This window comes from Roseburia lenta, assembly GCF_014287435.1.
GTDB classification, from domain to species: Bacteria; Bacillota; Clostridia; order Lachnospirales; family Lachnospiraceae; genus Pararoseburia; species Pararoseburia lenta.
Map to the genome: position 1 here is coordinate 27,786 of NZ_JACOPG010000001.1, position 26,439 is coordinate 54,224.

29 protein-coding genes are annotated in these 26,439 nt (G+C 45.8%); 28 read left to right on the forward strand and 1 reads right to left on the reverse strand.

Translation table 11 applies throughout. The annotated features are described in order from the left end of the window. Window positions 1-95 precede the first annotated feature (95 nt). Together H8R94_RS00155 and H8R94_RS00160 are read left to right on the forward strand one after the other, a co-directional pair. On the forward strand, window positions 96-809 hold the full coding sequence (locus H8R94_RS00155) for an IMP cyclohydrolase (RefSeq protein WP_118281322.1): 714 nt from the start codon (window positions 96-98) through the stop codon (window positions 807-809). Window positions 810-840: 31 nt separating this feature from the next. After that, window positions 841-2,019 carry a phosphoribosylaminoimidazolecarboxamide formyltransferase gene (locus tag H8R94_RS00160; protein ID WP_118281321.1) on the forward strand — a complete coding sequence of 393 codons (1,179 nt, stop codon included), beginning with the start codon at window positions 841-843 and terminating at the stop codon, window positions 2,017-2,019. Window positions 2,020-2,071: 52 nt separating this feature from the next. Here the strand turns inward: H8R94_RS00160 and H8R94_RS00165 are convergent, their stop codons facing one another. After that, complete coding sequence (locus H8R94_RS00165) at window positions 2,072-3,313, reverse strand: tRNA(Met) cytidine acetate ligase (protein ID WP_186853559.1); 1,242 nt, start codon at window positions 3,311-3,313, stop codon at window positions 2,072-2,074. A gap of 210 nt (window positions 3,314-3,523) precedes the next feature. Between H8R94_RS00165 and H8R94_RS00170 the strand changes: the two genes are divergently transcribed. From H8R94_RS00170 to der, 26 genes are all read left to right on the forward strand, one after another. Continuing rightward, window positions 3,524-4,720, forward strand: a complete 1,197-nt coding sequence (locus tag H8R94_RS00170; protein ID WP_118281319.1) for an acetate kinase — start codon at window positions 3,524-3,526, stop codon at window positions 4,718-4,720. Between the two features lie 74 nt (window positions 4,721-4,794). Next, window positions 4,795-5,319 (forward strand): YceD family protein, encoded by a 525-nt coding sequence (locus H8R94_RS00175; RefSeq protein ID WP_186853560.1) that lies wholly within the window; start codon window positions 4,795-4,797, stop codon window positions 5,317-5,319. Between the two features lie 6 nt (window positions 5,320-5,325). Continuing rightward, window positions 5,326-5,505, forward strand: coding sequence for a 50S ribosomal protein L32 (gene rpmF / locus H8R94_RS00180; protein ID WP_118281317.1), 180 nt, complete (start codon window positions 5,326-5,328; stop codon window positions 5,503-5,505). A 139-nt stretch (window positions 5,506-5,644) separates the two neighbouring features. Further along, a complete protein-coding gene (gene plsX / locus H8R94_RS00185; protein ID WP_186853561.1) occupies window positions 5,645-6,664 on the forward strand; it encodes a phosphate acyltransferase PlsX in 1,020 nt (339 codons plus the stop codon). A gap of 15 nt (window positions 6,665-6,679) precedes the next feature. Beyond that, entirely contained in the window at window positions 6,680-6,910 is a 231-nt protein-coding gene (acpP, locus tag H8R94_RS00190) for an acyl carrier protein (RefSeq protein WP_118281315.1), read from the forward strand. A gap of 66 nt (window positions 6,911-6,976) precedes the next feature. After that, the gene (gene rnc, locus H8R94_RS00195) at window positions 6,977-7,675 is read left to right on the forward strand and encodes a ribonuclease III (RefSeq protein WP_178010234.1); all 699 of its coding nucleotides are present in this window, start codon (window positions 6,977-6,979) and stop codon (window positions 7,673-7,675) included. Window positions 7,676-7,694: 19 nt separating this feature from the next. Further along, window positions 7,695-11,255 carry a chromosome segregation protein SMC gene (gene smc, locus H8R94_RS00200; RefSeq protein ID WP_186853562.1) on the forward strand — a complete coding sequence of 1,187 codons (3,561 nt, stop codon included), beginning with the start codon at window positions 7,695-7,697 and terminating at the stop codon, window positions 11,253-11,255. Between the two features lie 11 nt (window positions 11,256-11,266). Continuing rightward, window positions 11,267-12,196, forward strand: coding sequence for a signal recognition particle-docking protein FtsY (ftsY, locus tag H8R94_RS00205; RefSeq protein WP_118534843.1), 930 nt, complete (start codon window positions 11,267-11,269; stop codon window positions 12,194-12,196). Window positions 12,197-12,207: 11 nt separating this feature from the next. Beyond that, complete coding sequence (ilvA, locus tag H8R94_RS00210) at window positions 12,208-13,419, forward strand: threonine ammonia-lyase (protein ID WP_118281311.1); 1,212 nt, start codon at window positions 12,208-12,210, stop codon at window positions 13,417-13,419. Window positions 13,420-13,506: 87 nt separating this feature from the next. Continuing rightward, on the forward strand, window positions 13,507-13,851 hold the full coding sequence (gene ylxM, locus H8R94_RS00215) for a YlxM family DNA-binding protein (RefSeq protein WP_118281310.1): 345 nt from the start codon (window positions 13,507-13,509) through the stop codon (window positions 13,849-13,851). Window position 13,852: 1 nt separating this feature from the next. Next, the gene (gene ffh, locus H8R94_RS00220; RefSeq protein WP_118534842.1) at window positions 13,853-15,205 is read left to right on the forward strand and encodes a signal recognition particle protein; all 1,353 of its coding nucleotides are present in this window, start codon (window positions 13,853-13,855) and stop codon (window positions 15,203-15,205) included. A 43-nt stretch (window positions 15,206-15,248) separates the two neighbouring features. Then, on the forward strand, window positions 15,249-15,494 hold the full coding sequence (gene rpsP / locus H8R94_RS00225; protein WP_118281308.1) for a 30S ribosomal protein S16: 246 nt from the start codon (window positions 15,249-15,251) through the stop codon (window positions 15,492-15,494). A 39-nt stretch (window positions 15,495-15,533) separates the two neighbouring features. Continuing rightward, the gene (locus tag H8R94_RS00230; protein WP_118281307.1) at window positions 15,534-15,761 is read left to right on the forward strand and encodes a KH domain-containing protein; all 228 of its coding nucleotides are present in this window, start codon (window positions 15,534-15,536) and stop codon (window positions 15,759-15,761) included. An 82-nt stretch (window positions 15,762-15,843) separates the two neighbouring features. Next, window positions 15,844-16,356, forward strand: coding sequence for a ribosome maturation factor RimM (gene rimM, locus H8R94_RS00235; RefSeq protein WP_118281306.1), 513 nt, complete (start codon window positions 15,844-15,846; stop codon window positions 16,354-16,356). 4 nt (window positions 16,357-16,360) lie between these two features. Then, window positions 16,361-17,095, forward strand: coding sequence for a tRNA (guanosine(37)-N1)-methyltransferase TrmD (trmD, locus tag H8R94_RS00240; RefSeq protein ID WP_178010240.1), 735 nt, complete (start codon window positions 16,361-16,363; stop codon window positions 17,093-17,095). Window positions 17,096-17,207: 112 nt separating this feature from the next. After that, window positions 17,208-17,561 (forward strand): 50S ribosomal protein L19, encoded by a 354-nt coding sequence (gene rplS, locus H8R94_RS00245; RefSeq protein WP_118281304.1) that lies wholly within the window; start codon window positions 17,208-17,210, stop codon window positions 17,559-17,561. Between the two features lie 112 nt (window positions 17,562-17,673). Next, window positions 17,674-18,303, forward strand: coding sequence for a signal peptidase I (lepB, locus tag H8R94_RS00250; RefSeq protein WP_118281303.1), 630 nt, complete (start codon window positions 17,674-17,676; stop codon window positions 18,301-18,303). 8 nt (window positions 18,304-18,311) lie between these two features. Then, entirely contained in the window at window positions 18,312-19,181 is an 870-nt protein-coding gene (gene ylqF / locus H8R94_RS00255; protein ID WP_118281302.1) for a ribosome biogenesis GTPase YlqF, read from the forward strand. A 1-nt stretch (window position 19,182) separates the two neighbouring features. Then, window positions 19,183-19,767 carry a signal peptidase I gene (lepB, locus tag H8R94_RS00260; protein ID WP_118281301.1) on the forward strand — a complete coding sequence of 195 codons (585 nt, stop codon included), beginning with the start codon at window positions 19,183-19,185 and terminating at the stop codon, window positions 19,765-19,767. Window positions 19,768-19,788: 21 nt separating this feature from the next. Further along, window positions 19,789-20,559 carry a ribonuclease HII gene (locus H8R94_RS00265; RefSeq protein WP_118281300.1) on the forward strand — a complete coding sequence of 257 codons (771 nt, stop codon included), beginning with the start codon at window positions 19,789-19,791 and terminating at the stop codon, window positions 20,557-20,559. A gap of 21 nt (window positions 20,560-20,580) precedes the next feature. Continuing rightward, window positions 20,581-22,257, forward strand: a complete 1,677-nt coding sequence (locus tag H8R94_RS12310) for a flagellar hook-length control protein FliK (protein WP_186853563.1) — start codon at window positions 20,581-20,583, stop codon at window positions 22,255-22,257. 2 nt (window positions 22,258-22,259) lie between these two features. Beyond that, window positions 22,260-22,568 carry an EscU/YscU/HrcU family type III secretion system export apparatus switch protein gene (locus H8R94_RS00275; RefSeq protein ID WP_186853564.1) on the forward strand — a complete coding sequence of 103 codons (309 nt, stop codon included), beginning with the start codon at window positions 22,260-22,262 and terminating at the stop codon, window positions 22,566-22,568. 23 nt (window positions 22,569-22,591) lie between these two features. Then, complete coding sequence (locus H8R94_RS00280; RefSeq protein WP_186853565.1) at window positions 22,592-22,933, forward strand: YraN family protein; 342 nt, start codon at window positions 22,592-22,594, stop codon at window positions 22,931-22,933. Continuing rightward, window positions 22,930-23,760: a peptidoglycan editing factor PgeF gene (gene pgeF / locus H8R94_RS00285; protein WP_186853566.1), complete on the forward strand. Its 831-nt coding sequence runs from the start codon at window positions 22,930-22,932 to the stop codon at window positions 23,758-23,760. Before H8R94_RS00280 ends, pgeF begins: the two co-directional genes overlap by 4 nt. A 22-nt stretch (window positions 23,761-23,782) precedes the next feature. Then, a complete protein-coding gene (locus H8R94_RS00290; RefSeq protein ID WP_186853567.1) occupies window positions 23,783-25,099 on the forward strand; it encodes a DUF512 domain-containing protein in 1,317 nt (438 codons plus the stop codon). A 16-nt stretch (window positions 25,100-25,115) separates the two neighbouring features. Then, window positions 25,116-26,438, forward strand: coding sequence for a ribosome biogenesis GTPase Der (der, locus tag H8R94_RS00295; RefSeq protein WP_118281294.1), 1,323 nt, complete (start codon window positions 25,116-25,118; stop codon window positions 26,436-26,438). The last annotated feature ends 1 nt before the right edge of the window (window position 26,439 follow it).

A 26,439-nucleotide genomic window follows, 5' to 3' on the forward strand; every position in this document is an offset into this window, starting at 1 on the left:
GGAAAAGCGCATAGTAAAAAACGGCGCGATACGTTATAATCATCTTATGTAACAAGCCATATAGCATAGACTAGAAAATTTTAGGAGGTTATTTCATGGAAATGTTATCATTAGAAGCGGAATTACAGTCAAATGCCTACCCGGGCAGAGGTATCGTGATCGGTAAGACACCGGATGGCACGAAGGCAGTGACCGCCTATTTTATCATGGGCAGAAGTGAGAACAGCCGTAATCGTGTATTTGTAGAGGACGGAGAAGGCATTCGCACACAGGCATTTGATCCATCCAAGTTGAGTGATCCAAGTCTGATCATCTATGCGCCTGTCCGCGTGCTTGGCAACAAGACCATCGTTACCAATGGCGACCAGACAGATACGATCTATGAACTCATGGACAAGCAGATGACATTTGAGCAGTCCCTGCGTACCAGAGAGTTTGAGCCGGACGGACCAAACTACACTCCTAGAATTTCAGGTATCATGCATATCAAGGACGGAAAATACAATTACGCCATGTCTATTTTAAAGAGTAACAATGGCAATCCGGATGCCTGTAATCGTTATACCTTTGCCTATGAAAATCCGGTCGCAGGCGAGGGACATTTTATCCATACTTACAAGTGTGACGGCAATCCACTTCCGAGTTTTGAAGGAGAGCCGAAACTGGTTGCCATCGAAGACGATATGGATGCTTTTGCAGACAAGATCTGGAAGTCTTTAAATGAGGACAATAAAGTTTCTCTGTTTGTTCGTTATATCGATATTGCAACAGGAAAATATGAGTCAAAGATCATCAACAAGAACAAGTAGATAGTATTGATTATATAAAGGGGACGAAAATATGCAGGAATTAGAATTAAAATATGGATGCAATCCAAATCAGAAACCATCACGTATCTATATGGAAGAGGGCGAACTGCCGATCAAGGTGCTTTGCGGTAAGCCGGGATATATCAATTTCTTGGATGCTTTTAATGGCTGGCAGTTAGTCAGAGAATTAAAGCGTGCAACAGGTCTTGCTGCAGCAACATCTTTTAAACATGTTTCTCCGGCGGGCGCAGCCGTAGGACTGCCGCTTTCTGACGTAGAGCGAAAAATCTACTGGGTAGACGATATGGATATGGAATTTACCCCGCTTGCCAATGCCTATGCCAGAGCCAGAGGGGCTGACCGTATGTCATCTTTCGGTGATTTTATTTCATTGTCCGATGTATGTGACAAGGCAACCGCACTTTTGATCAAGCGAGAGGTGTCTGACGGTGTCATCGCACCGGGCTATACGGATGAGGCGTTGGAGATCTTAAAGCAAAAGAAAAAGGGCAATTATAATGTGATCGAGATCGACCCGGATTATGAGCCAAAGAAGATCGAGAGAAAAGAAGTCTTTGGCGTTACGTTTGAGCAGGGAAGAAATGAACTGGTCATTGATGACGATTTCTTCTCCAATATCGTGACCGAAAATAAGGAACTTCCGGAGCAGGCAAAGATCGATCTGGCACTTGCCATGATCACTTTGAAATACACGCAGTCCAACTCTGTATGCTACGCAAAGGACGGACAGGCAATCGGTATCGGAGCCGGTCAGCAGTCACGTATCCACTGCACACGTCTGGCAGGAAGCAAGGCAGATAACTGGTGGCTGCGCCAGTCTCCACAGGTGCTGGGACTGCAATTTGTAGACGGTATCCGTCGTGCAGATAGAGATAATGCCATTGATCTGTATATCGGCGAGGATTATATGGATGTGCTTGCGGATGGCGAATGGGAAAAGATCTTTAAGGTAAAACCGGAGGTCTTTACCAGAGAAGAAAAGAGAGCATGGCTGGATAAGAACACAGGCGTTGCTTTAGGATCCGACGCCTTCTTCCCATTTGGGGATAATATCGAAAGAGCCCATAAGAGCGGTGTGGCATATGTTGCACAGCCGGGCGGATCTATCCGCGACGATCATGTGATCGCAACCTGTAACAAATATGGTATGACGATGGCGTTTACCGGCATCCGTCTTTTCCATCACTAATCAGAAATTTTTCAGTGGGGACGTTCCTTTTGCCATAAGGAGTGTCCCCTTTTTATGAAAACTTTCTGGTATATTCATTTGGAAAAAACTGTCCGGTCTTATTGGAAAGCATCATGCGATAAACATCCGATGCAAAGATGTCCTTATCCAAAAGGTGCATGGCCTCCGGTGAGAGGAGTCCCTTGGCATTCTGGGGGCTTGTGATTAGAGGAACAGTTCCGTTTTTTTTGATCTGTTTTAATAAAGGACGACCATTATCTGAAAAACCTAAAATGCGTAGATATGGCGCCAGTTCTTTTGCATCGAGAGGGCAAGTATCGTTTGGCAGGAGCATATCCTGCTTTTTTATATCCAAAAGAATATGGCATAAAACGCGGGAGATCCTGCTATAGGCAAGATCTTTGGATTTTAACAGTTGACAGAAAGAATGAAAACTTGCAAATAAATGTCGATTCTGCAAGATTTTATTCGAAATATCAAAATTAGAATCGGCGATCTCTGTAAAGTCCTGCGTTTCCGTCAATGCATAGTGCAACAGAAGCGAAGTGTCATCTGCAAAAAGAAATTGTCCGTCATGGATCAATTCTTTCACAGAAGCATGCAAGGCTTCCGGAATCTGGTCTAAAAGCAGGGCAAGTTCCTGGTCGCTCATCTGCGGATGGTCTGCCAGAAAATGCCGGATGCCGGAGGCAGATGCCATGTCCTCATCCAGAGAGGTTTCGTGATAGCCGGCACCCTGTCTTTGCAGACAAAGGGGTGTCATGGAAGAATCTAAGCGGGAGAGAGCCCCTAGATATTCTATGGCTAAGATATTGTTGGGCTGGGCTAAGATCTCGGCATAGGCAGGATTTTCTATGGCTTTTGCGCGGGCAGCGGCATAGGAGGATCCCCCCTGCAAAGCCTGGCGCAGGAGCGCCTGATAGGCAGGGGATTCTTCAGATAGCCTGTCTGCGATATTTTTTAAAGCCGCAAGATCAGGACATTCGCTGCCGAATAAGAGGGTATCCACCAGCCCTGCATTTTGCAAAAGAGCCACACCGCCGGTAGCAAAGACCTGGGCACTGGCGGTCGCATAGACGACCGGAAGTTCCAAGACCAGGTCGGCACCGCAGGCAAGGGCATGGCCTGCCCGGCTGTACTTGTCAAAAAGTGCCGGCGTGCCACGCTGGGTAAAAGGACCGCTCATAGCAACGATCACATAGTCTGCGCCGAGCCTTTCTTTGGCATAGCGGATTTGGTATGCATGTCCTTTATGGAATGGATTGTATTCTGCAATGATGCCTACGACTTTCATGTATGGTCTCCTTGAAGATAAATGCAATATTGATATTAAAACGATAGCATAAAGGCGATCGGGCGACAAGCGACAAATCATATTCTGCCATGCAGATTGAACTTAAATAAATCCATACTGGTATCTTGTACCAAAAAATATTTGATAGTATAATAGATTTAAGTTTGGGCTTGTCCCAAGAAAAGGAAATAAGAAATGGAGAGATAAACGATGAATATTTTAGTTATCAACTGTGGAAGTTCTTCTTTGAAGTATCAGCTCATTGATTCTGAAAGCGAATCTGTACTTGCAAAGGGACTTTGTGAACGTATCGGTATTGACGGCAGACTTGTATATCAGAAGACCGGTCTGGATAAGGAGATCACTGAGACAGATATGCCAACACATAAGCAGGCAATCCAACTTGTGATCGAGGCACTTATCAACGACAAGACAGGCGCGATCAAGAGCCTGGAGGAGATTGATGCCGTTGGACACCGTGTCGTACATGGCGGAGAAAAGTTCGCATCTTCCGTTGTACTTACCGATGAAGTATTAAAGACCATCGAAGAGTGTAATGATCTTGCACCGCTGCATAATCCGGCAAACCTGATCGGTATCAATGCCTGCAAGGAACTTATGCCAAACGTACCTATGGTAGGTGTTTTTGATACTGCTTTCCATCAGACCATGCCGAGAAAGGCTTATCTGTACGGACTTCCATATGAATATTATGAGAAGTATGCAGTAAGACGTTATGGTTTCCACGGAACCAGCCATAGTTTCGTATCTAAGAGATGTGCAGAGTACTTAGACATGGATCTGAAAAATTCCAAGATCATCGTAGCACACCTTGGAAACGGCGCATCTATCAGTGCTGTTTTAAACGGCGAGTGTGTAGACACTTCCATGGGACTGACCCCGCTTGAAGGTCTTGTCATGGGAACCCGTTCTGGTGATATTGATCCGGCAATCATGGAGTTCATCGCAAAGAAAGAAAACTTAAACATCGAAGAGATGGTTACTGTATTAAATAAGAAGTCCGGTCTTTCCGGTATGACAAAGGGCGGATCCAGCGACTTCCGTGATCTGCAGGCTGAGATCAAGGCTGGCAACCAGTTGGCAGCAGACGCTGTTGAAGTATTCTGTTATCGTGTAGCAAAATACATCGGTTCTTATGTAGCAGCCATGAATGGTGTGGATGCCATCGCATTTACCGCCGGTATCGGTGAAAATGTTGCACTTGTCCGCCGCAAGGTATGCGAATACTTAGGTTATCTTGGTATCGCTATTGATGAGGAGACCAACCTTAAGACTTTCGGTGATGAAGTTACCTTATCTACACCGGACAGCAAGGTTAAGGTATGCGTGATCCCTACCAACGAAGAACTTGCTATTGCAAGAGAAACGGTAGCACTTGTAAAATAAGAAATAGGGCGAAAAAGTTGTTGACAAGCGCCTGACATCTATGTATAATAGTTTGAGTGTGAATAGGAGAGACTATGAAGTTTGATATTTTAGATGTCATTTCTACAGCCGATAAGAAACGGGAGATACCTGTTACAACAGAGATGTCAGAAGTTTCTGTGAGCGGAGGAAGATTTCCTATTACCGACATTAAGCCATTCAGTATATGTCTGACAAATGATAACAATAAGCAATTATTGATTTCAGGTGACACTACTCTGGATGTGGTAGTTCCGTGTGATCGATGTCTGTCGGATGTCGATGTTACACTCCGGATTGCCATTGATCGCAAGGTTATGCTTGCAGATGGTCATGTGCAATTTGCAGAGGACGAGGAAAATACCTTTCTGGAGGAACATGAGTTAGATGTTGACAGACTGATTTATGACGAAATCTTGGTGAACTGGCCGACAAAAGTCTTGTGTAAGGATGATTGCAAGGGTATTTGCCCGGTGTGTGGTCAGAATTTGAACCAGCAGGACTGCGGATGTGATCGTCAGGTAATAGATCCAAGAATGGCAAAGTTCCAAGATATCTTTAATGAATTTAAGGAGGTGTGACCCGATATGTCAATTTGTCCAAAGAATAAGTCTTCTAAGGGTAGAAGAGATAAGAGAAGAGCAAACTGGAAGATGACAGCTCCTACATTAGTAAAATGTAGCAAGTGTGGAGAGTTAATGGTTCCACATAGAGTTTGTAAGAACTGCGGTTCCTACAATAAGAAAGAGATCATCGCTCAGGACTAAGATGAAACAGGAGGCTTTCCGACTACGGAAAGCCTTATTTTTTTGCTCCTTTTCTGGGGAGATTTGGTGTTGATTTATAGGTACACTTATAGTATATTTTTCTTATGATGCATTTTTATGCATAGGAGGAAGGCGTATCATGGATAATATAAAAGTCGTAGCAGTAGATGCTATGGGTGGTGATAACGCGCCGGTAGAGATCGTCAAGGGATGTGTAGAGGCAGTCAAGGAGCGGGAAGACATCAAAGTCCTTTTGGTGGGGCTTGCAGATGTGGTTCAGGCAGAACTGACCAAATACACCTATCCGACAGACCGCATCGAGGTCGTGCCGGCAAGTCAGGTTATCGAGACAGCAGAACCACCGGTTATGGCAATACGCAAAAAGAAAGATTCATCGATCGTTGTGGCATTAAAACTGGTCAAGGAAGGCAAGGTGGATGGCTTTGTTTCCGCAGGCAGTTCCGGGGCGGTCTTAGTGGGCGGACAAGTGATCGTTGGTAAGATCAAGGGCGTAGAACGTGCACCTTTGGCACCATTGATACCGACCAAGAAAGGCGTATCGCTTCTGATCGATTGTGGAGCCAATGTGGATGCGAGATCTTCCCATCTGGTACAGTTTGCGCGTATGGGATCAATCTACATGGAGCATGTCGTAGGTATCCCGAATCCGAAAGTTGCCATTGTCAATATTGGCGCTGAGGAAGAAAAAGGAAATGCTTTAGTCAAGGAGACCTATCCTTTATTAAAAGAATGTAAGGACATCAATTTTATAGGAAGTATTGAGGCGAGAGATATTCCGTCGGGACAGGCGGATGTCATTGTCTGTGAGGCATTTGTGGGCAATGTGATCTTGAAATTATACGAGGGACTCAGTTCGACACTGATCGGTGTTATAAAGACAGGTTTGATGAGTACCTTAAGGAGCAAGATCGGAGCGGCACTGGCTTTGCCGGCTTTGAAGAACACCTTGAAGGCATTTGATGCATCCGCATATGGCGGAGCACCGCTTTTGGGTTTGAAGGGGCTGGTCGTTAAGACCCACGGCAGTTCCAAAGCAAAAGAGATCAAAAATTCAATTATTCAATGTGTGTCCTTTAAAGAACAGGATATTAGTGGTAAAATACAAGCAAACATTTGCGTGGGAGATAAGACAGAATAGAGGAGGTAATTCGAGATGGAATTAGAAATGCTGAGAAAGGTCATTGCCGAGGTCTTGAATGTAGATCAGGCAGAGATCACAATGGATACCACATTTGTGGATGATCTTGGAGCAGATTCACTTGATGTTTTCCAGATTATTATGGGAATTGAAGAAGAACTTGACATTGAAGTGAATGTAGAAGAGGCTGAAAAGATCGTGACCGTTGGCGATGCTGTAGAATTGATCAAAAAGACGGTTGGTTAATCGAACAGAATGTTAGATGACAAAAGCCCTTGGTTCAAGGGCTTTTGCTCTGTTAAGGAGAAAAAAGTGAAGACAATCAAAGAGTTTCAGGAAGTAATAGGATATGAGTTTGAAAACGAAAGTTTATTGCGCCAGGCACTGACCCACAGTTCTTATGCGAATGAAAAGCATATGAAAAAGTTATCCGACAACGAACGGTTGGAATTTTTGGGCGATGCTGTGCTTGAGGCTGTTTCCAGTGAATTTTTGTTTTTGAATTACAGGGATCTGCCGGAAGGAGATCTTACGAGACTTCGTGCAAGTATGGTCTGTGAACCGACTCTTGCCTATTGTACCAAAGAGATCGATCTGGGATCTTATATCTATCTGGGCAAAGGAGAGGACATGACAGGGGGCAGGACCCGCAAATCGGTCTTGTCAGATGCCTTGGAGGCAGTGATCGGTGCTATCTTTTTGGATGGCGGTTTTGACGCTGCCAAAGCCTTTGTGCTCCGTTATATCATGACGGATATTGAGCACAAGCGCATGTTTTATGACAGCAAGACCATTTTACAGGAAGTGTGTCAGGCAAAGTTCCACCAGAATGTGACCTATCATCTTCTGGGAGAGAGCGGACCGGATCACGCCAAAGTATTCCATGTGGATGTGACGGTGGGAGATCACAAATTGGGCGACGGCAGCGGCGGTACGAAAAAGGCAGCCGAGCAGGAAGCCGCTTATCATGGACTCTTGTATTTAAAGCGGCAGGAGAGTCAGAACAAATAGAAAGTTTTTGGGGAAGAATATGTATTTAAAAAGCATTGAAATGTATGGATTCAAGTCCTTCGCAAATAAGATCGTATTTGATTTTCATAACGGCATCACCGGCATTGTAGGACCGAATGGCAGTGGAAAGAGTAATGTTTCCGATGCGGTCCGCTGGGTACTTGGTGAACAAAGTGCCAAGCAGTTGCGTGGTGCGAGCATGCAGGACGTTATCTTTGCAGGAACAGAGAACCGTAAGCCGCTCAGTTACGCTTATGTAGCGATCACGATGGACAACTCGGATCATCTGCTTCCGATTGATTATGAGGAAGTGACGATCGCCAGACGTGTCTACCGTTCGGGTGAGAGTGAATATCTGCTCAACGGTTCGCCTTGCCGTCTGAAAGATGTCAATGAACTTTTCTATGATACCGGTATCGGTAAGGAAGGTTATTCCATCATTGGTCAGGGACAGATCGAGAGGATCCTGAGTGGCAAGCCGGAGGAACGCCGTGAACTTTTTGACGAGGCGGTCGGCATTGTTAAGTTTAAAAAGCGCAAAGCCGCAACAGTCAAAAAACTGGAACATGAGCGGGAAAATCTGGTGCGTGTCAATGATATTTTATCCGAATTGGAGCGTCAGGTAGGACCCTTGGAGCGTCAAGCAGAGAATGCCAAACTTTTCTTAAAGAAAAAAGAGGAGTTAAAGACCTTAGAAGTCAATATGTTTTTGCTTGAGATTCAAGATATGAACCGTCGTCTTTCCGAGATCGAGAAAAATTATCAGATCGCCGAAACGCAGATGACGGAAAATAAGGACAAGCAGGAAAAGATCAAAGACCAGTATGCATCTCTGGAAGAAGGATTAAATGCCATGGATGAGCAGATTCAGGGTATCCGTGAGGAACAGAGCAATACAACGCTTATGAAGGGCAAACTGGAAAACCAGATCCGCATTTTGGAAGAACAGATCCGTTTTGCGGAGAGTGCTGATGAGAATCTTTCGGAAAGAAAGGGTGCCTTAGAGGCGGAAAAGAAAGAATATATCCGTCAAAAAGATGCCTACGGGACTGAAAAAGCCCAGTTGCAGGAGCAGTTGGAAGAAGTAGAAAGACGTCTTGCTTCTGTGCGTAAGTTCAATGATGACTTGCAGGCAGACATCAAGAAATACACGGATGGGATCGAGCAGAACAATCAGGCTATGATGGAACTTTTAAATAGCAAGGGAACCATCCAATCCAAAGAGCAGCGTCTGGATACCATGTTAGAGCAGATCAATATCCGCAAGGCACAACTCAACCAGCGACTCTTACAGCGTAAGACAGAGGAAGAAGATCTGAATGAAAGACTAAAGTGTTGCCAGAAGGAATATGAAGACGCCAAGTCTGCCTTAGATGCCAGCAAGCATAAGGAAGAAGAATACGGACATAAGGCGGTTGAGTGGAAGAACAAGCGCAGGGAAGCCCAGAACCGTCTGACAAGCAGTCAGGATGACTATAATAAATTATCTTCCAAGTTGGAGGCTTTAAAGAATATTGCTGAGCGCTATGACGGCTACGGCAACAGTATCCGCAAGGTCATGGAGCAAAAGGACAGCAATCCGGGCATCATTGGTGTTGTTTCCGATCTGATCCATGTAGAGAAAAAGTATGAGATTGCCATTGAGACGGCACTTAGCGGTAATATCCAAAATATCGTGACCAAGGATGAGGCAACCGCCAAAAAGATGATCACTTATCTGAAAGAAAATCGTCTGGGACGTGCGACTTTCCTGCCACTGACCAGCGTTTCCGGCAAGGGCTTTGCCAAGGATAAGAGCATTTTATCCGATACGGGTGTGCTGGGGCTTGCCAACGAATTGGTGGAGGCAGATGCAGAGTATGCCAATGTTCTTTCTTATCTGTTGGGACGTGTGATCGTGGTCGATACGGTCGATCATGGTATCGCATTGGCAAAGAAGAATCATTATTCTTTACATATCGTTACACTCGAAGGCGAGTATTTCAGTCCGGGTGGATCTCTTTCCGGTGGACGTTTCAAGAACAACAGCAATCTCTTAGGAAGAAACCGTGAGATTGATGATCTGGAAAAGAAACTGGCATCCCTGCGGGATGAAAAAAAGGCAGCAAAGGACCGCATCGCAGAGATTGAGACCGCACAGGCGCTCTTGGAGGCAGACCGCGAAGAAAACCGCAGCGAGATGGAGAAAAATGCACTTGCCTGCAACACGGCGCAGATCCATTTGCAGCGTGTGCAGGAGCAGAAGTCCGAAAGCCAGAATGCTTTCTCCAGTCTGAATACCGAGAGCGAGGAGATGGAGCGTCAGTTGCGTGACATCGCTGCCGGCAAGAAAGAGATCGAGCGCGAGCGTAGCGAAGCTGCCCAAAAGGAACAATCCTTAAAAGAGCAGACCGAGGAATATCAGAAACTTTTGGATGAAAAGACCTATATGGAGACATCGGCAGCCCGCAATGTTTCCGAGGCACAGATCGAAGAAGCCAGTGCCAGACAAAAAGTTACTTTTGTCATGGAAAACTGCCAGCGTGTCGCAAGCGAGATCGAGAAGAAGGAAGCCGATATCGTTCGTCTGGTAGAAGAAGCCCAAAATGGCAAGGAAGATGCCAATAAAAAACGCGGCGATATTGAAGAAATCAAAAAGACCATGATCGCCAGCGATGACAACTTCGCAACACTGGAAAAACGTCTGAAAGAAGCCTTGGAACAAAAGGATGCTATGAACCAGGAATACAAGGGATTTTTCGGACAGAGAGAAGAGATCGCAGACCGCATTTCTGCTTTGGATAAAGAAATCTACCGCTTGAATTCACAGCGTGAAAAGTTGGAAGAAGCCATCAATTATCAGAACACCTATATGTGGGAAGAATATGAACTGACCCAGCGTGGGGCAGAAAAACTTCGCGATCCGGAATATGATAATTTGGATGAGATGCGAAGGGCAACATCCGGTGTCAAGGATGAGATCCGTCGCATGGGAAATGTTAATGTCAATGCGATCGAGGAATATAAGGAAGTATCGGAACGATACAATTTCTTAAAGGGACAGCATGACGATCTGGTTGAGGCAGAACAGACTTTGATGGGTATTATCGACGATCTGGACGAGGGTATGCGCAAACAGTTCACGGAAGGTTTTGCCGATATCCAAAGAGAGTTTGATAAGGCATTTAAAGAACTCTTTGGCGGAGGCAAGGGTACACTGGAATTGGTCGAGGGTGAGGATATCCTTGAGACTGGCATCCGTATCATCGCACAACCGCCAGGCAAGAAACTGCAGAATATGATGCAGTTATCCGGTGGAGAGAAGTCCCTGACGGCGATCGCGCTTCTTTTTGCCATCCAGAACTTAAAACCGTCACCATTCTGTCTCTTGGACGAGATCGAGGCGGCACTGGATGACTCGAATGTAGGACGTTTTGCAAATTATTTACATAAGTTGACGAAGAACACGCAGTTTATTATCATTACTCATAGAAGAGGTACGATGAATGCGGCAGACAGACTCTATGGTATTACCATGCAGGAAAAGGGTGTATCTGCACTGGTATCCGTCAACCTGATCGAAAATGATTTGGATGCATAAGGAGAGAAAAAATGGCAGAAGGCGGATTTTTCAAACGATTACTGGCAGGACTTACAAAGACCAGAGATAATTTTGTCAAAAACATGGACTATATTTTCCGGGGCTTTACCAATATTGATGATGAGTTTTATGAGGAACTCGAAGAGATCCTGATCATGGGTGATATTGGTGTTACCACAACGGAAAATATCTTAGAAGATTTAAAGCGCAAGGTCAAAGAACAAAAGATCAAAGAGCCGGCAGAGTGTAAGGAACTGCTTATAGAGAGCATCCGACAGCAGATGGATATCGGTGAGGCGGCATATGAATTTGAAAACCGTACATCGGTCGTTTTGGTGGTCGGTGTCAATGGTGTGGGCAAGACGACCACGATCGGTAAATTGGCAGCCAAGTTGCGCGCACAGAATAAAAAGGTTCTTCTGGCAGCAGCGGACACTTTCCGTGCGGCGGCAGGTCAGCAGTTGAAAGAATGGGCAAACCGTTCCCAGGTGGATATGATCGGCGGACAGGAAGGCTCTGATCCGGCCTCCGTTGTCTATGATGCTGTATCTGCGGCAAAGGCAAGAGGGTGTGATGTGCTCCTGATCGATACCGCAGGCAGACTTCATAATAAGAAAAATCTCATGGAAGAACTGCGGAAGATCAACAATATCGTTGACCGCGAGTTCCCGGAGGCTTATCGGGAGACTTTGGTTGTCTTAGATGGTACGACCGGACAAAATGCGCTCAATCAGGCAAAGGAGTTTTCGGAGGTCACTGATCTAAGCGGTATCGTGCTTACCAAGTTGGACGGTACAGCCAAGGGTGGTATCGCGGTGGCGATCCAGGCAGAACTTGGCATACCGGTCAAGTATATTGGTGTCGGTGAGTCGATTGAGGATTTAGAGAAGTTTAATGCAGAAGAATTTGTGAATGCATTGTTTTATACAGAAGAACAGTAAAGGAGAAAAAGATGTTGACATTAGACAAGTTTGAAGAAGCAAGTAAGATCGTCAGCGAAGTTACTTTGGAGACAAAGTTGATCTACAGTGATTTTCTGAGTGAAAAGTGTGGTAACAGCATTTATCTGAAACCGGAAAATATGCAGTTGACCGGGGCTTATAAGGTAAGAGGCGCTTATTATAAGATCAGCACACTGACAGCAGAGGAAAGAAAGAAGGGACTGATCACAGCGTCCGCAGGTAACCATGCGCAGGGTGTTGCATATGCCGCAAAGAAATTTGGAGCAAAGGCAACGATCGTTATGCCGACCACAACACCGCTCATCAAGGTAAACCGTACCAAGAATTTAGGGGCAGAAGTTGTCCTTTATGGCGATGTCTATGATGAGGCATGCGCAAAGGCTTACGAACTGGCAGATGAGCATGGATATACCTTTATCCATCCTTTTGATGATCTGGCAGTTGCAACAGGACAGGGTACGATCGCTATGGAGATTTTTAAGGAGTTACCGCTGGTAGAATATATCCTGGTTCCGATCGGTGGCGGCGGACTTGCTACCGGTGTATCAACACTGGCAAAACTTTTAAATCCAAAGATCAAGGTGATCGGTGTAGAGCCGGCAGGGGCAAATTGCATGCAGGCATCCATCAAAAACGGAAAAGTTACAACCCTTCCGACGGTCAATACGATCGCAGATGGTACAGCTGTAAAGACACCGGGAAGCAATATTTTCCCATATATCCAGAAAAATTTGGATGATATCATCACAGTTGAGGATGATGAACTGATCGCAGCCTTTCTGGATATGGTAGAAAACCACAAGATGGTCGTAGAAAATTCCGGACTGCTTACCGTGGCAGCCTTAAACAAATTAAATGTCAAAGGCAAGCGTGTGGTTTCTATCCTTAGTGGTGGTAATATGGATGTCATCACCATGTCATCTGTCGTTCAGCAGGGCTTGATCTTTAGAGACCGTATCTTTACTGTATCCGTACTGCTTCCGGACAAGCCGGGAGAACTTGCAAGAGTCGCAGAGACGATCGCAGGGGTACAGGGCAATGTCATCAAATTGGAGCATAACCAGTTTGTAACGACCAACCGTAACGCAGCCGTAGAACTTCGCATCACCTTGGAGGCATTTGGCACAGATCATAAGAACCAGATTTTAGATGCCCTTGAAAAGGGCGATTATCAGCCAAAGATTGTGAGAACGAGTTTGTAAGAGCAAAATATAAAAAATACAAGCAGGTGTCAAGAAAAAATACTTGACACCTGCTTTTTGCTATAGTATATTATACGAGGTGATGATATGAACGATAAGATTGAGCAGGGAGATCTTTATGATTTCTATGGTGAACTTTTAAACGATCATCAGAGAAGCATCTATGAAGATTTCGTACTAAATGACCTGTCTTTGGGAGAGATCGCAGCCGATCGAGGCATCAGTCGTCAGGCGGTGCATGATGTGATCAAGCGATCCACTCGAACATTAGAAGAATATGAGGACAAGTTACATCTGATTGAAAAGTTTGTTCATATCAGAGACAAAGTGAGGACGATCGATACTTTGGTTCACACTACCGATCAACATTCTGTGGAAGAGATCTTAGCACAGATCACAATCATATCCAACGATATCCTAGAGGAGTTATAAGATGGCATTTGAGAGTCTTTCAGACAAACTACAAAATGTATTCAAGAACCTTCGTGGTAAGGGACGTCTGAGCGAGGAAGATGTCAAGGCTGCTCTTAAGGAAGTCAAGATGGCACTCTTAGAAGCAGATGTCAATTTCAAAGTCGTAAAGAACTTTGTCAAGACAGTGCAGGAGCGTGCGATCGGTGCGGATGTCATGAACGGTCTGAATCCGGGACAGATGGTCATCAAGATCGTAAATGAAGAACTTACGAATCTGATGGGATCTGAGACGACGGAGATTGCTTATCGTCCGGGACAGCAGATTACAGTCATCATGATGGTAGGTCTGCAGGGCGCCGGTAAAACGACTACGACTGCCAAGTTAGCAGGTCATGTAAAGAAAAAAGGCAAGAAGCCGCTCTTGGTTGCTTGTGATGTATATCGTCCGGCTGCCATTACCCAGTTACAGATCAACGGGGAAAAGCAGGGTGTACCGGTATTTTCCATGGGAGACAAGAACAAGCCGGCAGATATCGCAAAGGCATCCATCGAGCATGCAAAGAAAAACGGCTTTAATGTTGTGATCCTCGATACTGCAGGTCGACTGCATATCGATGAGGGCATGATGGATGAGTTGGTAGAGATCAAGGAATCCGTAGATGTGGCACAGACGCTTTTGGTTGTCGATGCCATGACCGGACAGGATGCTGTCAATGTAGCAGGTACTTTCGATGAGAAGATCGGTATTGATGGCGTTGTTCTTACAAAGTTAGATGGTGATACCAGAGGTGGTGCGGCACTTTCCATTCGTGCCGTGACAGGCAAGCCGATCCTTTTCTGTGGTATGGGGGAGAAACTGGATGATCTGGAGCAGTTTTATCCGGATCGTATGGCATCCCGTATCCTTGGCATGGGTGATGTGCTTTCTCTGATCGAAAAGGCAGAGGCATCCATTGATGAGGAAAAGGCAAAGGACTTATCCCGCAAGATGCGCAAGGCAGAATTTGATTACAATGATTATCTCGACTCTATGGCGCAGATGAAGAAAATGGGCGGTATCGGCAGTGTGCTTGGTATGATGCCGGGGATGATCCCAGGCATGAACAGTGCGCAGGTTTCACAGTTAGAGGGCGCTATTGATGACAAAAAGATGGCACACATCGAGGCAATCATCCTTTCGATGACACCGGAGGAGAGAGCCAATCCAAAACTTATGAATCCGAGTCGTAAAAAGCGACTGGCAAGAGGTGCCGGCGTTGACATTGCAGAAGTCAACCGTTTCATCAAACAGTTCGATCAGACAAAAAAGATGATGAAAAAAATGCCGGGCATGATGGGTGGTAAAAGAGGAAGAATGAAATTTCCTTTTTAACAACATAAATTTATAATTTTTAATTTCTTAGGAGGAAAACAAAATGGCAGTAAAGATTAGATTAAGAAGAATGGGACAGAAGAAGAATCCTTTCTACAGAATCGTAGTAGCAGATTCCAGATCACCTAGAGATGGTAAGTGCATCGAGGAGATCGGAACATACGATCCAAATCAGGATCCTTCCGTATATCATGTAAACGAAGAGTTGGCAAAGAAGTGGCTCGCTAACGGAGCACAGCCAACAGAGACTGTAGCAAGAATTTTCAAGCAGGCTGGTATTGAGAAATAATCCATAAAAACAGGCATTGAAAGAACGAGGTATTAGGTGATGAAAGAATTAGTTGAAGTAATTGCAAAGTCACTGGTAGATTACCCGGAGGAAGTTGTTGTTACAGAAACAGAAAATGACAAGACCATTGTTGTTGAGTTACATGTGGCTTCATCAGATATGGGCAAGGTAATCGGCAAGCAGGGACGTATTGCAAAAGCAATCCGTTCCGTAGTGAAGGCAGCAGCCTCAAAGTCGGATAAAAAAGTCGTTGTAGATATTGTATAAGACTAAGATCCCTAATTGCCATGCGAATGTATGGCGGTTGGGGATTTCTTCTTATATAAAAGAATAATTTTGGGAGAGAAGTATGGATTTGTATCAGGTGGGCGCGATCACTCAGACGCATGGCGTCCGGGGCGAGGTCAAGGTATTTCCTTTGACGGATGATGTGATGCGCTTTAAAAATATGAAAGATCTGATCTTAGATACCGGTCGAGAGCAGATTACGCTGGAGGTGACCTCGGCGAGACCACAGAAAAATCTGGTGATCTTAAAGTTCAAGGGCTATGACAGCATCAATGATGTAGAAAAGTACAAGGGCGCCAAGTTGTATGTGACAAAAGAAAATCGTGTTGCATGTGATGAGGATGAGTATTTTATTGCAGATCTGATCGGACTTACAGTTGTGACGGATGATGGAAGTGTACTTGGTACACTGACAGATGTTATTACAACAGGGGCAAATGATGTCTATGCAGTAAAGATGGAGTCGGGAAAAGAACTTTTGATTCCTGCCATTCATGACTGTATTTTACAGGTAAATGATGACGAGAGAAAAATGACGGTTCATTTGCTGGATGGACTGTTGGATGAGGAGTAATCACGTGAAATTTTTCATTTTGACTTTATTCCCGGAGATGGTAATGCAGGGATTGCATACAAGTATTATCGGTCGCGCCGTTGAGAAGGGAAAAATATCCATCGAAGCAGTAAATATCAGAGATTTTACGACAGAAAAACATGGTAAAGTGGATGATTATCCTTATGGCGGCGGTGCGGGCATGGTCATGCAGGCGCAGCCGATCTACGATGCGTGGAAGTCTGTTGTCGATCGTGTGGAAGGCAGTGTACGCACCATTTATCTGACCCCCCAAGGAAAGACTTTTGTACAGAACGATGCAAAGGAACTGGCTAAGGAGGAAAATCTGATCCTGCTTTGCGGCCATTATGAAGGCGTCGATGAACGGGTATTAGAGGAGGTTGTTACCGATTATATGTCCATTGGGGATTTTGTCCTTACCGGTGGTGAACTTCCTGCCATGGTCATGGTCGATGCTATTTCCCGTATGGTTCCGGGCGTGCTTTCCAATGGAGACTCCAAAGAGACGGAGAGTTTTGAAAATAATCTCTTAGAGTATCCACAGTATTCCAGACCGGAAGAATGGAATGGCAAGAAGGTGCCTGCCATTCTTTTATCCGGAGATCATGCCAAGGTGGATGCCTGGCGGCATGAACAATCCCTGCTTCGTACAAAAGAGAGGCGACCGGATCTTCTGGCAGCAGCGGATCTTTCAAAACAAGATCGGGAATTTTTAGAAAAATGTAAGGAAATAGAATAAATACTTGCCTTTTGCACGGGTTTATGATATTATCAACGAGTTGTGAAAAGAGATGGTCCTCTGGTACGCATGTATTAAGAACGTCAAGATAATTTAATTAGGAGGTCACAAAATGAACGCAAATGAAATCATCAAGAACATTGAAGCAGAACAGTTAAAGTCTGAAGTAGACGAGTTCCACGTAGGTGATACTGTTAGGGTACACGCTAAGATCAAAGAGGGTAACCGTGAAAGAATCCAGGTATTCGAAGGTACTGTTTTAAAGAGACAGGGTGGAAGCAATCGTGAGACATTTACTGTTAGAAAGTTCTCTAACGGTGTTGGAGTAGAAAAGACATGGCCAGTGCATAGCCCTAACGTAGAGAAGATCGAAGTAGTACGTCGTGGTAAGGTAAGACGTGCTAAACTTAACTACTTAAGAGATCGTATCGGCAAGAAGGCTAAGGTTAAAGAATTAGTTCAGTAGTAAGACCAGAAGAGAGCAACCACAAATGTGGTTGTTCTTTTTTTTCATATCGTGTATAGTAATATAGGATTGTTATATATCCGATAAATGAGATATGATAATAGGATGAATTATGAATAAAAGACAGATTATACGCATGGCGAGGCAGGTAGGGAAAAAAATAGGCACTGGTAGAAGTGGGCTGAATTTCCGCCGCCGACGTCGCAAGATACAGGGTGAAAAAGTCCGCTATGTCAGTATTTGGATCGCAGAGATCTTAGCTGTTATCGCCTTAGCCTTTCTTGTTACCTTAGGCTATGGCAAAAGAATCTCCTGCTCGGGAGAATCCATGGCACCGGCAGTTGTGGAAAATGGCAGTGTGCTGGTCGATCGTGTGGCATATCACATCCGGTCACCGAAAAAAGGGGATGTCGTGGCTTTTACACCAAAGGGCAATACCAGTGCCAACGATAATGTCAAGCGTATCGTGGCGGTGCCGGGGGATACGGTGCAGATCAAAAGTGGTAGACTTTATGTCAACGGAACAGCCACAAACCTCAAACAGACCGGATTGTCTATTAAGGATGCCGGACGGGCTGAGACGGAGATCACCTTAGGGGATGATGAGTACTTTGTACTGGGTGACAATGTCAACAACAGTGAGGATAGCCGCTACGAATCCATTGGCAATGTGACGCGCAAGGAAATGATAGGAAAGGTATGGTTCTGTTTATCCCTCAAGGGATTCGGACCGGTAAACTAGGAGTAGATATGGAATTTCAATGGTACCCGGGTCATATGACCAAGGCAAAAAGACAGATGCAGGAGGACATAAAACTGATCGATCTGGTGATCGAACTGGTGGATGCAAGGATTCCCCTGAGCAGCCGCAATCCGGATATAGACGAACTGGGCAAGCAGAAGGCAAGACTGATCTTGCTGAATAAGGCAGATCTGGCAGACCCTAAGGTGACAGCAGGCTGGAAAACATATTTTCAGGATAAGGGATATTTTGTCGTAACCCTGGATTCCCGCAATCGCAAGGGCATGAAGGAAGTGACACAGGTCGTCATGGATGCCTGTGCCAAAAAGATCGAACGAGACCGGGCGAGAGGGATCAAGAACCGACCGGTGCGTGCTATGGTCGTAGGTATTCCAAATGTAGGAAAGTCGACCTTTATCAATTCTTATGCTGGAAAAGCCTGCGCCAAGACCGGCAATAAGCCGGGCGTTACCAAGGGCAAGCAGTGGATACGCCTCAATAAAAATGTCGAATTGCTCGATACACCGGGCATCTTATGGCCAAAGTTTGAAGATCAGACGGTCGGACTGCATTTAGCATGCATCGGCTCGATCAAAGATGAACTTTTGCAGACAGAAGAACTCGCCTTAGAACTCTGCAAGATCTTAAAGGACAAGTATCCGGGGGCTCTGGCAGGGCGTTATCAGATCGATGAGACAAAAGAAGTTCTTACTTTCTTAGAGCAGATCGCTGAAAATCGGAATTGCCGCTCTAAGGGAAACCAGTTGGATTACAGCAAGGCAGCCCTTCTGGTGATCGATGATTTCCGCAGCGGAACGATCGGCAAGATTTCTCTGGAATTTCCGGAGAAAATAAAAAAGGAAGAGACGGAAGTATAAAATGACACAAGAACAAAAAAGTACAAAAAAACCGGATCAGGCAGAGCAGACATCACCGGCACATGAGATCTTAAGTTTGCTTTTATATATCGTTATTGTTTTTGGAATCTGTTTTTTGATCATAACCTTTGTGGGACAGCGATCCCGCGTGAGTGGTTCTTCCATGGAACCGACACTTTCCGATGGGGACAATCTGATCGTGGATAAGATCTCTTACCGCTTACATGATCCTGAGCGTTTTGATATCATCATCTTCCCTTATCAATATGAAGAAAACACCTATTATATCAAGCGTATCATCGGTCTTCCGGGCGAGACGGTCTACATCAATGATGCCGGAGAGATCTATATCAACGGCACTCTTTTGAAAGAAAATTACGGACTGGAGACCATCCAGAATCCGGGACTGGCATCGGAACCCATCACACTGGGCGATGATGAATACTTTGTTATGGGTGACAATCGCAACAACAGTACCGACAGCCGTTTTGCCTCGGTAGGAGCGATCAAGCGTCAGGACATCATCGGTAAGGCATGGGTGCGTATCTATCCATTCAACAAGATCATGGTCATCAAACACCAGTAGCATTTAGGAGAAGTCGTGGATATGGAAAAAAAGATCAAAGATATCCAGCAGGAATACAAGGAAAAAGACGATCTGGAATTGCCGGATTTTATTGAAGAATACATAAGAGACGGTAGACCGGGTGTTGCCAAGATCATCGGGCAGGCGAAAAAAAGACTGGACCGGTTGGAACAGGAAAGGCAGCGTTTGGAGGTCTTGCGGACTTATGAGCACCGCTATGAAGATGCATACCCTATGATCTGTGGCATTGATGAGGTGGGCAGAGGACCGCTTGCCGGGCCGGTGTGTGCGGCGGCAGTCATTTTACCAAGGGATTGTGAGATCCTTTATATCAATGATTCCAAGAAATTATCGGAGGCAAGACGTGAGGCGCTCTATGATGAGATCATGGAAAAAGCAGTTGCAGTAGGTCTTGGTTTTGCTTCGCCGGAAAAGATCGATGAGGTCAATATTTTACAGGCGACTTATATTGCCATGCGTCAGGCAATCGCAGAACTTGCGGTTGCGCCGGATCTTTTGTTAAATGATGCCGTGACCATACCGGAGGTATCCGTCAAACAGGTGCCGATCATCAAGGGGGATGCCAAGAGCATTTCCATCGGGGCGGCAAGTATCATTGCAAAAGTGACCAGAGACCGACTGATGAAAGAATACGATGCCATCATGCCGGAGTATGGCTTTGCACAGAACAAGGGCTATGGCACGAAAGAACATATCGAAGCGTTACAGAAGTACGGACCAAGTCCTATCCACAGAAAGTCCTTTATCGGTCATTTTGTGGAATGTGAGTAACTTTTCTAAGGGGGAAGAGAAGTGCAGGTTTCTGATTTGCTGACACAGTATCAAAACAATTTATCTTCCGGCAGTGAGGTCTCCACCAAGACAAAGGGGATAGAGCAATTAGTCGAGACGGTAAAACAATTAAAGACAGGCAATATCTTTGAGGGAACCGTAAATAGCATACGCGGTACTCAGGTAATATTAGGGCTGAGCAGTGGACAGAATATTACAGCCAGATTGGACGCGGGCTTGTCTCTTTCTAAGGGGCAGTCTGTTTTTTTTCAGGTGAAATCCAATGACGGAGAACAGATCCGGATCAAGCCGATCTCCATGGGAGCAGGTCAGGGCAATCCGACACTGATGCAGGCACTGGATGCCGCAAGTCTGGCAGTGAGCGAGCGTAACTTAAACATGGTAAATGCCATGATGAAAGAAGGCATGTCGATCGATTCCAAAAGCCTGCAAAATATGGCAAGACAGATCGGCAGTGTCCCGGGCAGTCAGCCGGAGACCATTGTGCAGATGCAGAAATTACAACTTCCCATCGATGCCAACAGTGTCGAGCAGTTTGAAAATTATAAGGCGGACAGGCGTCAAGTCCTAAGTCAGGTGCAGGATCTGGTGGCGGTATTGGGAGAGTCTCTTTTAGATGATGCGGTAGATACCCAGACGATGGTCGGGCAGAACAACCGGCTGGTGGCATTTTTCGGAGATCCTTCCATGCAGGAGGCGTTTGCCACAGGCGAAGCGGTCTATGCAGAGGAAATGCTACCCGCAGAAGGGCAGGAGTCTGTGGATCTGGAATACTTATCCCAGAGGGCGGGGATCTTCTCGCAGACACTGGAGGATATGGATGCCTATGAAGCCGGAACACTTGGCAATAGTCTGGATCTGGGGACATTTGCAGACCTGCAAAATGTCTTGGGACAGATGCCGTCTTTTATCAAGGAACACGCCAACTTTTTTACGGCAGAGGGGCAACTTCTACCACAGACCAAGGTGGATGCTTTTTTGCAGGAAGTCTCTGTTTTTTTAGAGCAAAATGCCGGCGGGCTTTCCAAGGAGAGTGTGCAAGATCTTTTACGTTCCAGGGGCTATCAGAAGTTATTTTCTGATCTGGTGACAAAAGAGTGGACGGTTGCGCCGCAGGATTTGCCAAAAGAACACAGTATCAGCCACCTGTATGAGAAAATGTCGCAGCAGATCCATGATCTGGAACAACTGGCAGACAAATTTCCAAGTGCCAAAGAGACCATACAGGGGACAGCCAATTCCCTGTCACAAAATATAGAATTCATGAACCAGTTAAGCCAGATGTATTCCTATGTGCAGGTGCCGATACGCCTGCGCGGACAGAATGTCAACAGCGAACTTTTTGTTTATCGCAACGGGGGGCGCGACAAGGGGGCAGACGATGAACTGACGGCTTTTTTACATTTTGATATGGACAATCTGGGCGGTGTGGATATTTCGGTCAATATGCTCCAAAAAAATGTATCTGCCAACTGGTACTTAGAGGATGCAGACAGTCTGACGCTTTTGGAGGAGAATATGCATCTTTTGACGGAGCGCTTAGAAAAAAAGGGTTACACCTGTAGCATGAAATTGGAACAGGATGCCAAAAAGATCGATTTTGTGGAAGATTTTTTAAAGGCAGACCAGAAAAGCAGCGGCGAGGTGCATCGGTATTCCTTTGATGTGAGGGCATAAGTATGGAAAATAAAGAGTGGAAACCCCAGGATTTTTCAAAAGAAAAGACAGCAGTCGCCCTATTCTATGATCCAAATGATATTGCACCAAAGATCGTGGCAACGGGCAAGGGACATGTGGCGGAAAAGATCATTACCTCCGCCCAGGAAAATGATGTGCCTTTTTATCAGGATGGAAAACTGGCAGATACCTTATCCAAATTTGACATTGGAGAAGCCATTCCACCGGAATTATATGAGGTCGTTGCGGAGATACTGGTCTTTGTGGACGGCATGGAAAAGGTGAAAGCAAAACTGGACGGGAGGAAATAGGAACGAAAGCAAATAAAAGAAGTGTGGGGAGCAGGTATGAAAAAGAAGCGGCAGACTATTTAAGGCGTCAGGGCTATGAGATCCTTGTTATGAATTATCGCAACCGCAAGGGTGAGATCGATATCGTGGCGAGGGACGGGGTCTACCTTTGTTTTGTGGAGGTAAAGTACCGCAAGGATGCTGCCGCCGGAGATCCTTTGGAGGCGGTCGGCTGGCGAAAGCAGACGGTCATCTGTCGGGTGGCGGATCATTTCCTTTTGACGCACAGACAGTGGGCAGATCTACAGATCCGCTTTGATGTCGTTGCCATTTTAAAGGACGAGATCACACTTCTTACCAATGCCTTTCCTTATATCGGCTTATGATAGAAACAAGAAACTACAGATCAGAGGAAGGATATGTTCTGCCTTATCTTTCCTTTTCAAGCTATGAGGCACTGCCTTATATCCGGCATATGTTTACGACCAGAGAGGGCGGTGTCAGCAAGGATATCTATGAAAGCCTGAACCTAAGTTTTACCAGAGGGGATGACGAGACGGCAGTTTTGGAAAACTACCGAAGGGTGGCTCAGGCACTGGGGACGTCCATAGATCATATCGTGACGAGCGACCAGACCCACACGACCAATGTGAGACCTGTGGGAAAGGAAGATCTTGGCAAGGGGATCACGCGCCCACGCGATTATAAAGATGTGGACGGCATGATCACAGACCAGCCGGGTGTTTTGCTTGCCACTTTCTATGCAGACTGTGTCCCGCTTTATTTTGTGGATCCGGTGCATAAGGCGATCGGTCTGTCCCATTCCGGCTGGAGAGGGACGGTAGGACGTATGGGACAGGCGACGGTAGAAGCCATGGAAAGATCCTTTGGAAGTCAGCCGAAAGACCTGCTCTGTGCCATCGGTCCATCCATCTGCCAGGACTGCTATGAGGTGAGCCGGGATGTGGCAGAGGCATTTATATTTGCATTTCCGACCCATGAAAAGGAGATCTTACAGGCAGGAGCGCTCGGCAAATACCAGTTGGATCTGTGGAAAGCCAATGAGATCGTATTGACAGAGGCAGGTGTATTGAAAGAGCATATAGACCTTGCAGGGCTTTGTACCTGCTGCAACAGCAGTATATTATTTTCGCACAGAGCCAGCAAGGGGAAACGAGGAAATCTGGGAGCATTTTTGATGCTTACCGAGTGACGAGAAAGATGAGGATAGATTTATGAGCACATCACATCAGATTGCTTTTGTAAGATCCGGGAGTCCCGCGGCACTTGCAGGAGTGGAACCGATGGATATCATAAAAGAGATCAATGGTGTCGAACTGATCGATATCTTTGATTATTATTACTACGAGGATGAACCAGCATTTGAGATGCTGATCGAAAAGCCGGATCAGACAAGACATCTTGTGCATATCACAAAATCAGAGGGCGAAGATCTTGGTATCACCTTTGAAAATGGACTGATGGACGATTATCGGTCCTGCCACAATAAATGCATGTTCTGTTTCATTGACCAGATGCCGCCGGGCATGCGGGAAACCTTATATTTTAAGGATGACGATACCAGGCTTTCTTTTTTACAGGGCAACTATGTGACCCTGACCAACATGAAGGAGGAAGATCTCAAACGTATCATCCACTATCATCTGGCACCCATCAATATCTCTGTGCAGGCGACCAATCCCGAACTGCGCTGCAAAATGCTCCACAATCGTTTTGCCGGTGACATCTTAGACAAGATCAAGATGTTAGCGGATGCCGATATTGAGATGAATGCCCAGATCGTTTTGTGCAAGGGAGAAAATGATGGGGCAGAACTGGATCGTTCCATCGGAGATCTTTTATCTTTTTACCCGCAGATGCAGAGCATGTCTGTAGTGCCGGTAGGGTTGACCAAGTTTCGAGAGGGGCTGTACCCGCTGGAACCTTTTGAAAGAGAAGAAGCGCGCGAAGTGCTTGCTACCATCCACAAATGGCAGGACATCAGTTTTGAAAAGTACGGCACACATTTTGTGCAGGCATCGGATGAATGGTATCTGATCGCCGGTTATGACCTGCCGACGGAAGAACGCTATGACGGCTATACCCAGTTGGAAAACGGTGTCGGCATGATCCGGCTTTTGATGGACGAATTCCGGGAAGCCTTAGCCAAAGAGAAAAAGCATCCTTTTATGCGGAAAAAAGAATGTGCGATCGCGACCGGAAGGCTGGCAGCCCCTTTTATCCGCATGCTGTGTCAGGAATTCATGGAGAAATTTCCCAAGGTCACCGTGTATGTCTATGAGATCCGCAACGATTTCTTTGGCGAAAAGATCACGGTTTCTGGTCTGATCACAGGACAGGATCTGATGGCACAACTCAAGGGACAGCCGCTGGGAAGCCACCTGCTCTTACCGCAGAATATGGTGCGTGCCGAGGAACAGGATTTCTTGGATGATGTGACGGTCGCCCAGTTAAGTGACGCTTTACAAGTAAAGGTGGATATTGTAAAATCAAGCGGACAAGATCTCGTGAAACAATTAATTACATTATAAATAGATGGAGGAAAATATGAGTAAGCCTGTAGTTGCCATTGTAGGACGACCAAATGTAGGAAAGTCTACTTTGTTCAATGCCTTGGCAGGAGAGAGGATTTCGATTGTAAAAGATACGCCGGGAGTGACCCGAGACCGTATCTATGCAGATGTTACATGGTTGAAGCATGAATTTACCATGATCGATACCGGTGGTATTGAGCCGGAATCAAAAGATATTATCATCAGCCAGATGCGTGAGCAGGCGCAGATCGCCATTGATACGGCAGATGTCATCATCTTTATGACAGATGTCAGACAGGGACTGGTGGATGCGGATGCAAAAGTAGCGGATATGCTGCGCCGTTCCAAAAAACCGGTCGTTTTGGTAGTCAACAAGGTTGACAGTTTTGAAAAATACATGGCGGATGTCTATGAATTTTATAATCTGGGTATCGGGGATCCGATTCCAATCTCATCTTCCTCTATGTTAGGACTGGGGGATATGCTAGACCAGGTGATCGCACATTTCCCGGAAGATGCTGGCGCAGATGAGGATCAGGATATTCCTAAGATCGCGATCGTTGGCAAACCAAACGTAGGAAAATCATCCCTTGTCAACCGTCTGGTGGGAGAGAACCGTGTGATCGTTTCCAATGTGGCTGGAACTACCAGAGATGCGGTCGATACCAAGGTCAAGTTCCATGGCAAGGAATATATCTTTATCGACACGGCAGGATTGCGCCGCAAGAGCAAGATCAAGGAAGAATTGGAACGATTTAGTATCATTCGTGCCGTTGCTGCCGTAGAAAAGGCAGATGTCGTGATCGTGATGATCGATGCGACCGAGGGCGTGACAGAGCAGGATGCCAAGATCGCCGGGATCGCACATGAGCGCGGCAAGGGCATTATCATTGCAGTCAACAAGTGGGATGCCATCGAAAAGGATGACAAGACCATTTACAAGCATAAAGAAAAGATCAGACAGACCTTATCCTTTATGCCATATGCGCAGATCATGTTTATTTCCGTTTTGACGGGACAGCGTCTGCCAAAGATCTATGAGACCATCGATGCCGTGATCGAGAATAATTCTATGCGTGTTGCGACAGGTGTCTTAAATGAGATCGTGACCGAGGCTGTTGCTATGCAGCAACCGCCATCCGATAAGGGCAAGCGTCTCAAGATCTACTATGTGACCCAGGTGGCAGTCAAGCCGCCGACATTTGTTATCTTTGTCAATGACAAGGAATTGATGCATTTCTCCTACACCAGATATTTGGAGAACCGTATCCGTGATGCCTTTGGATTTGAGGGGACTTCCCTTAAGTTTATCATCAGGGAGAGAAAGGACGACTAAT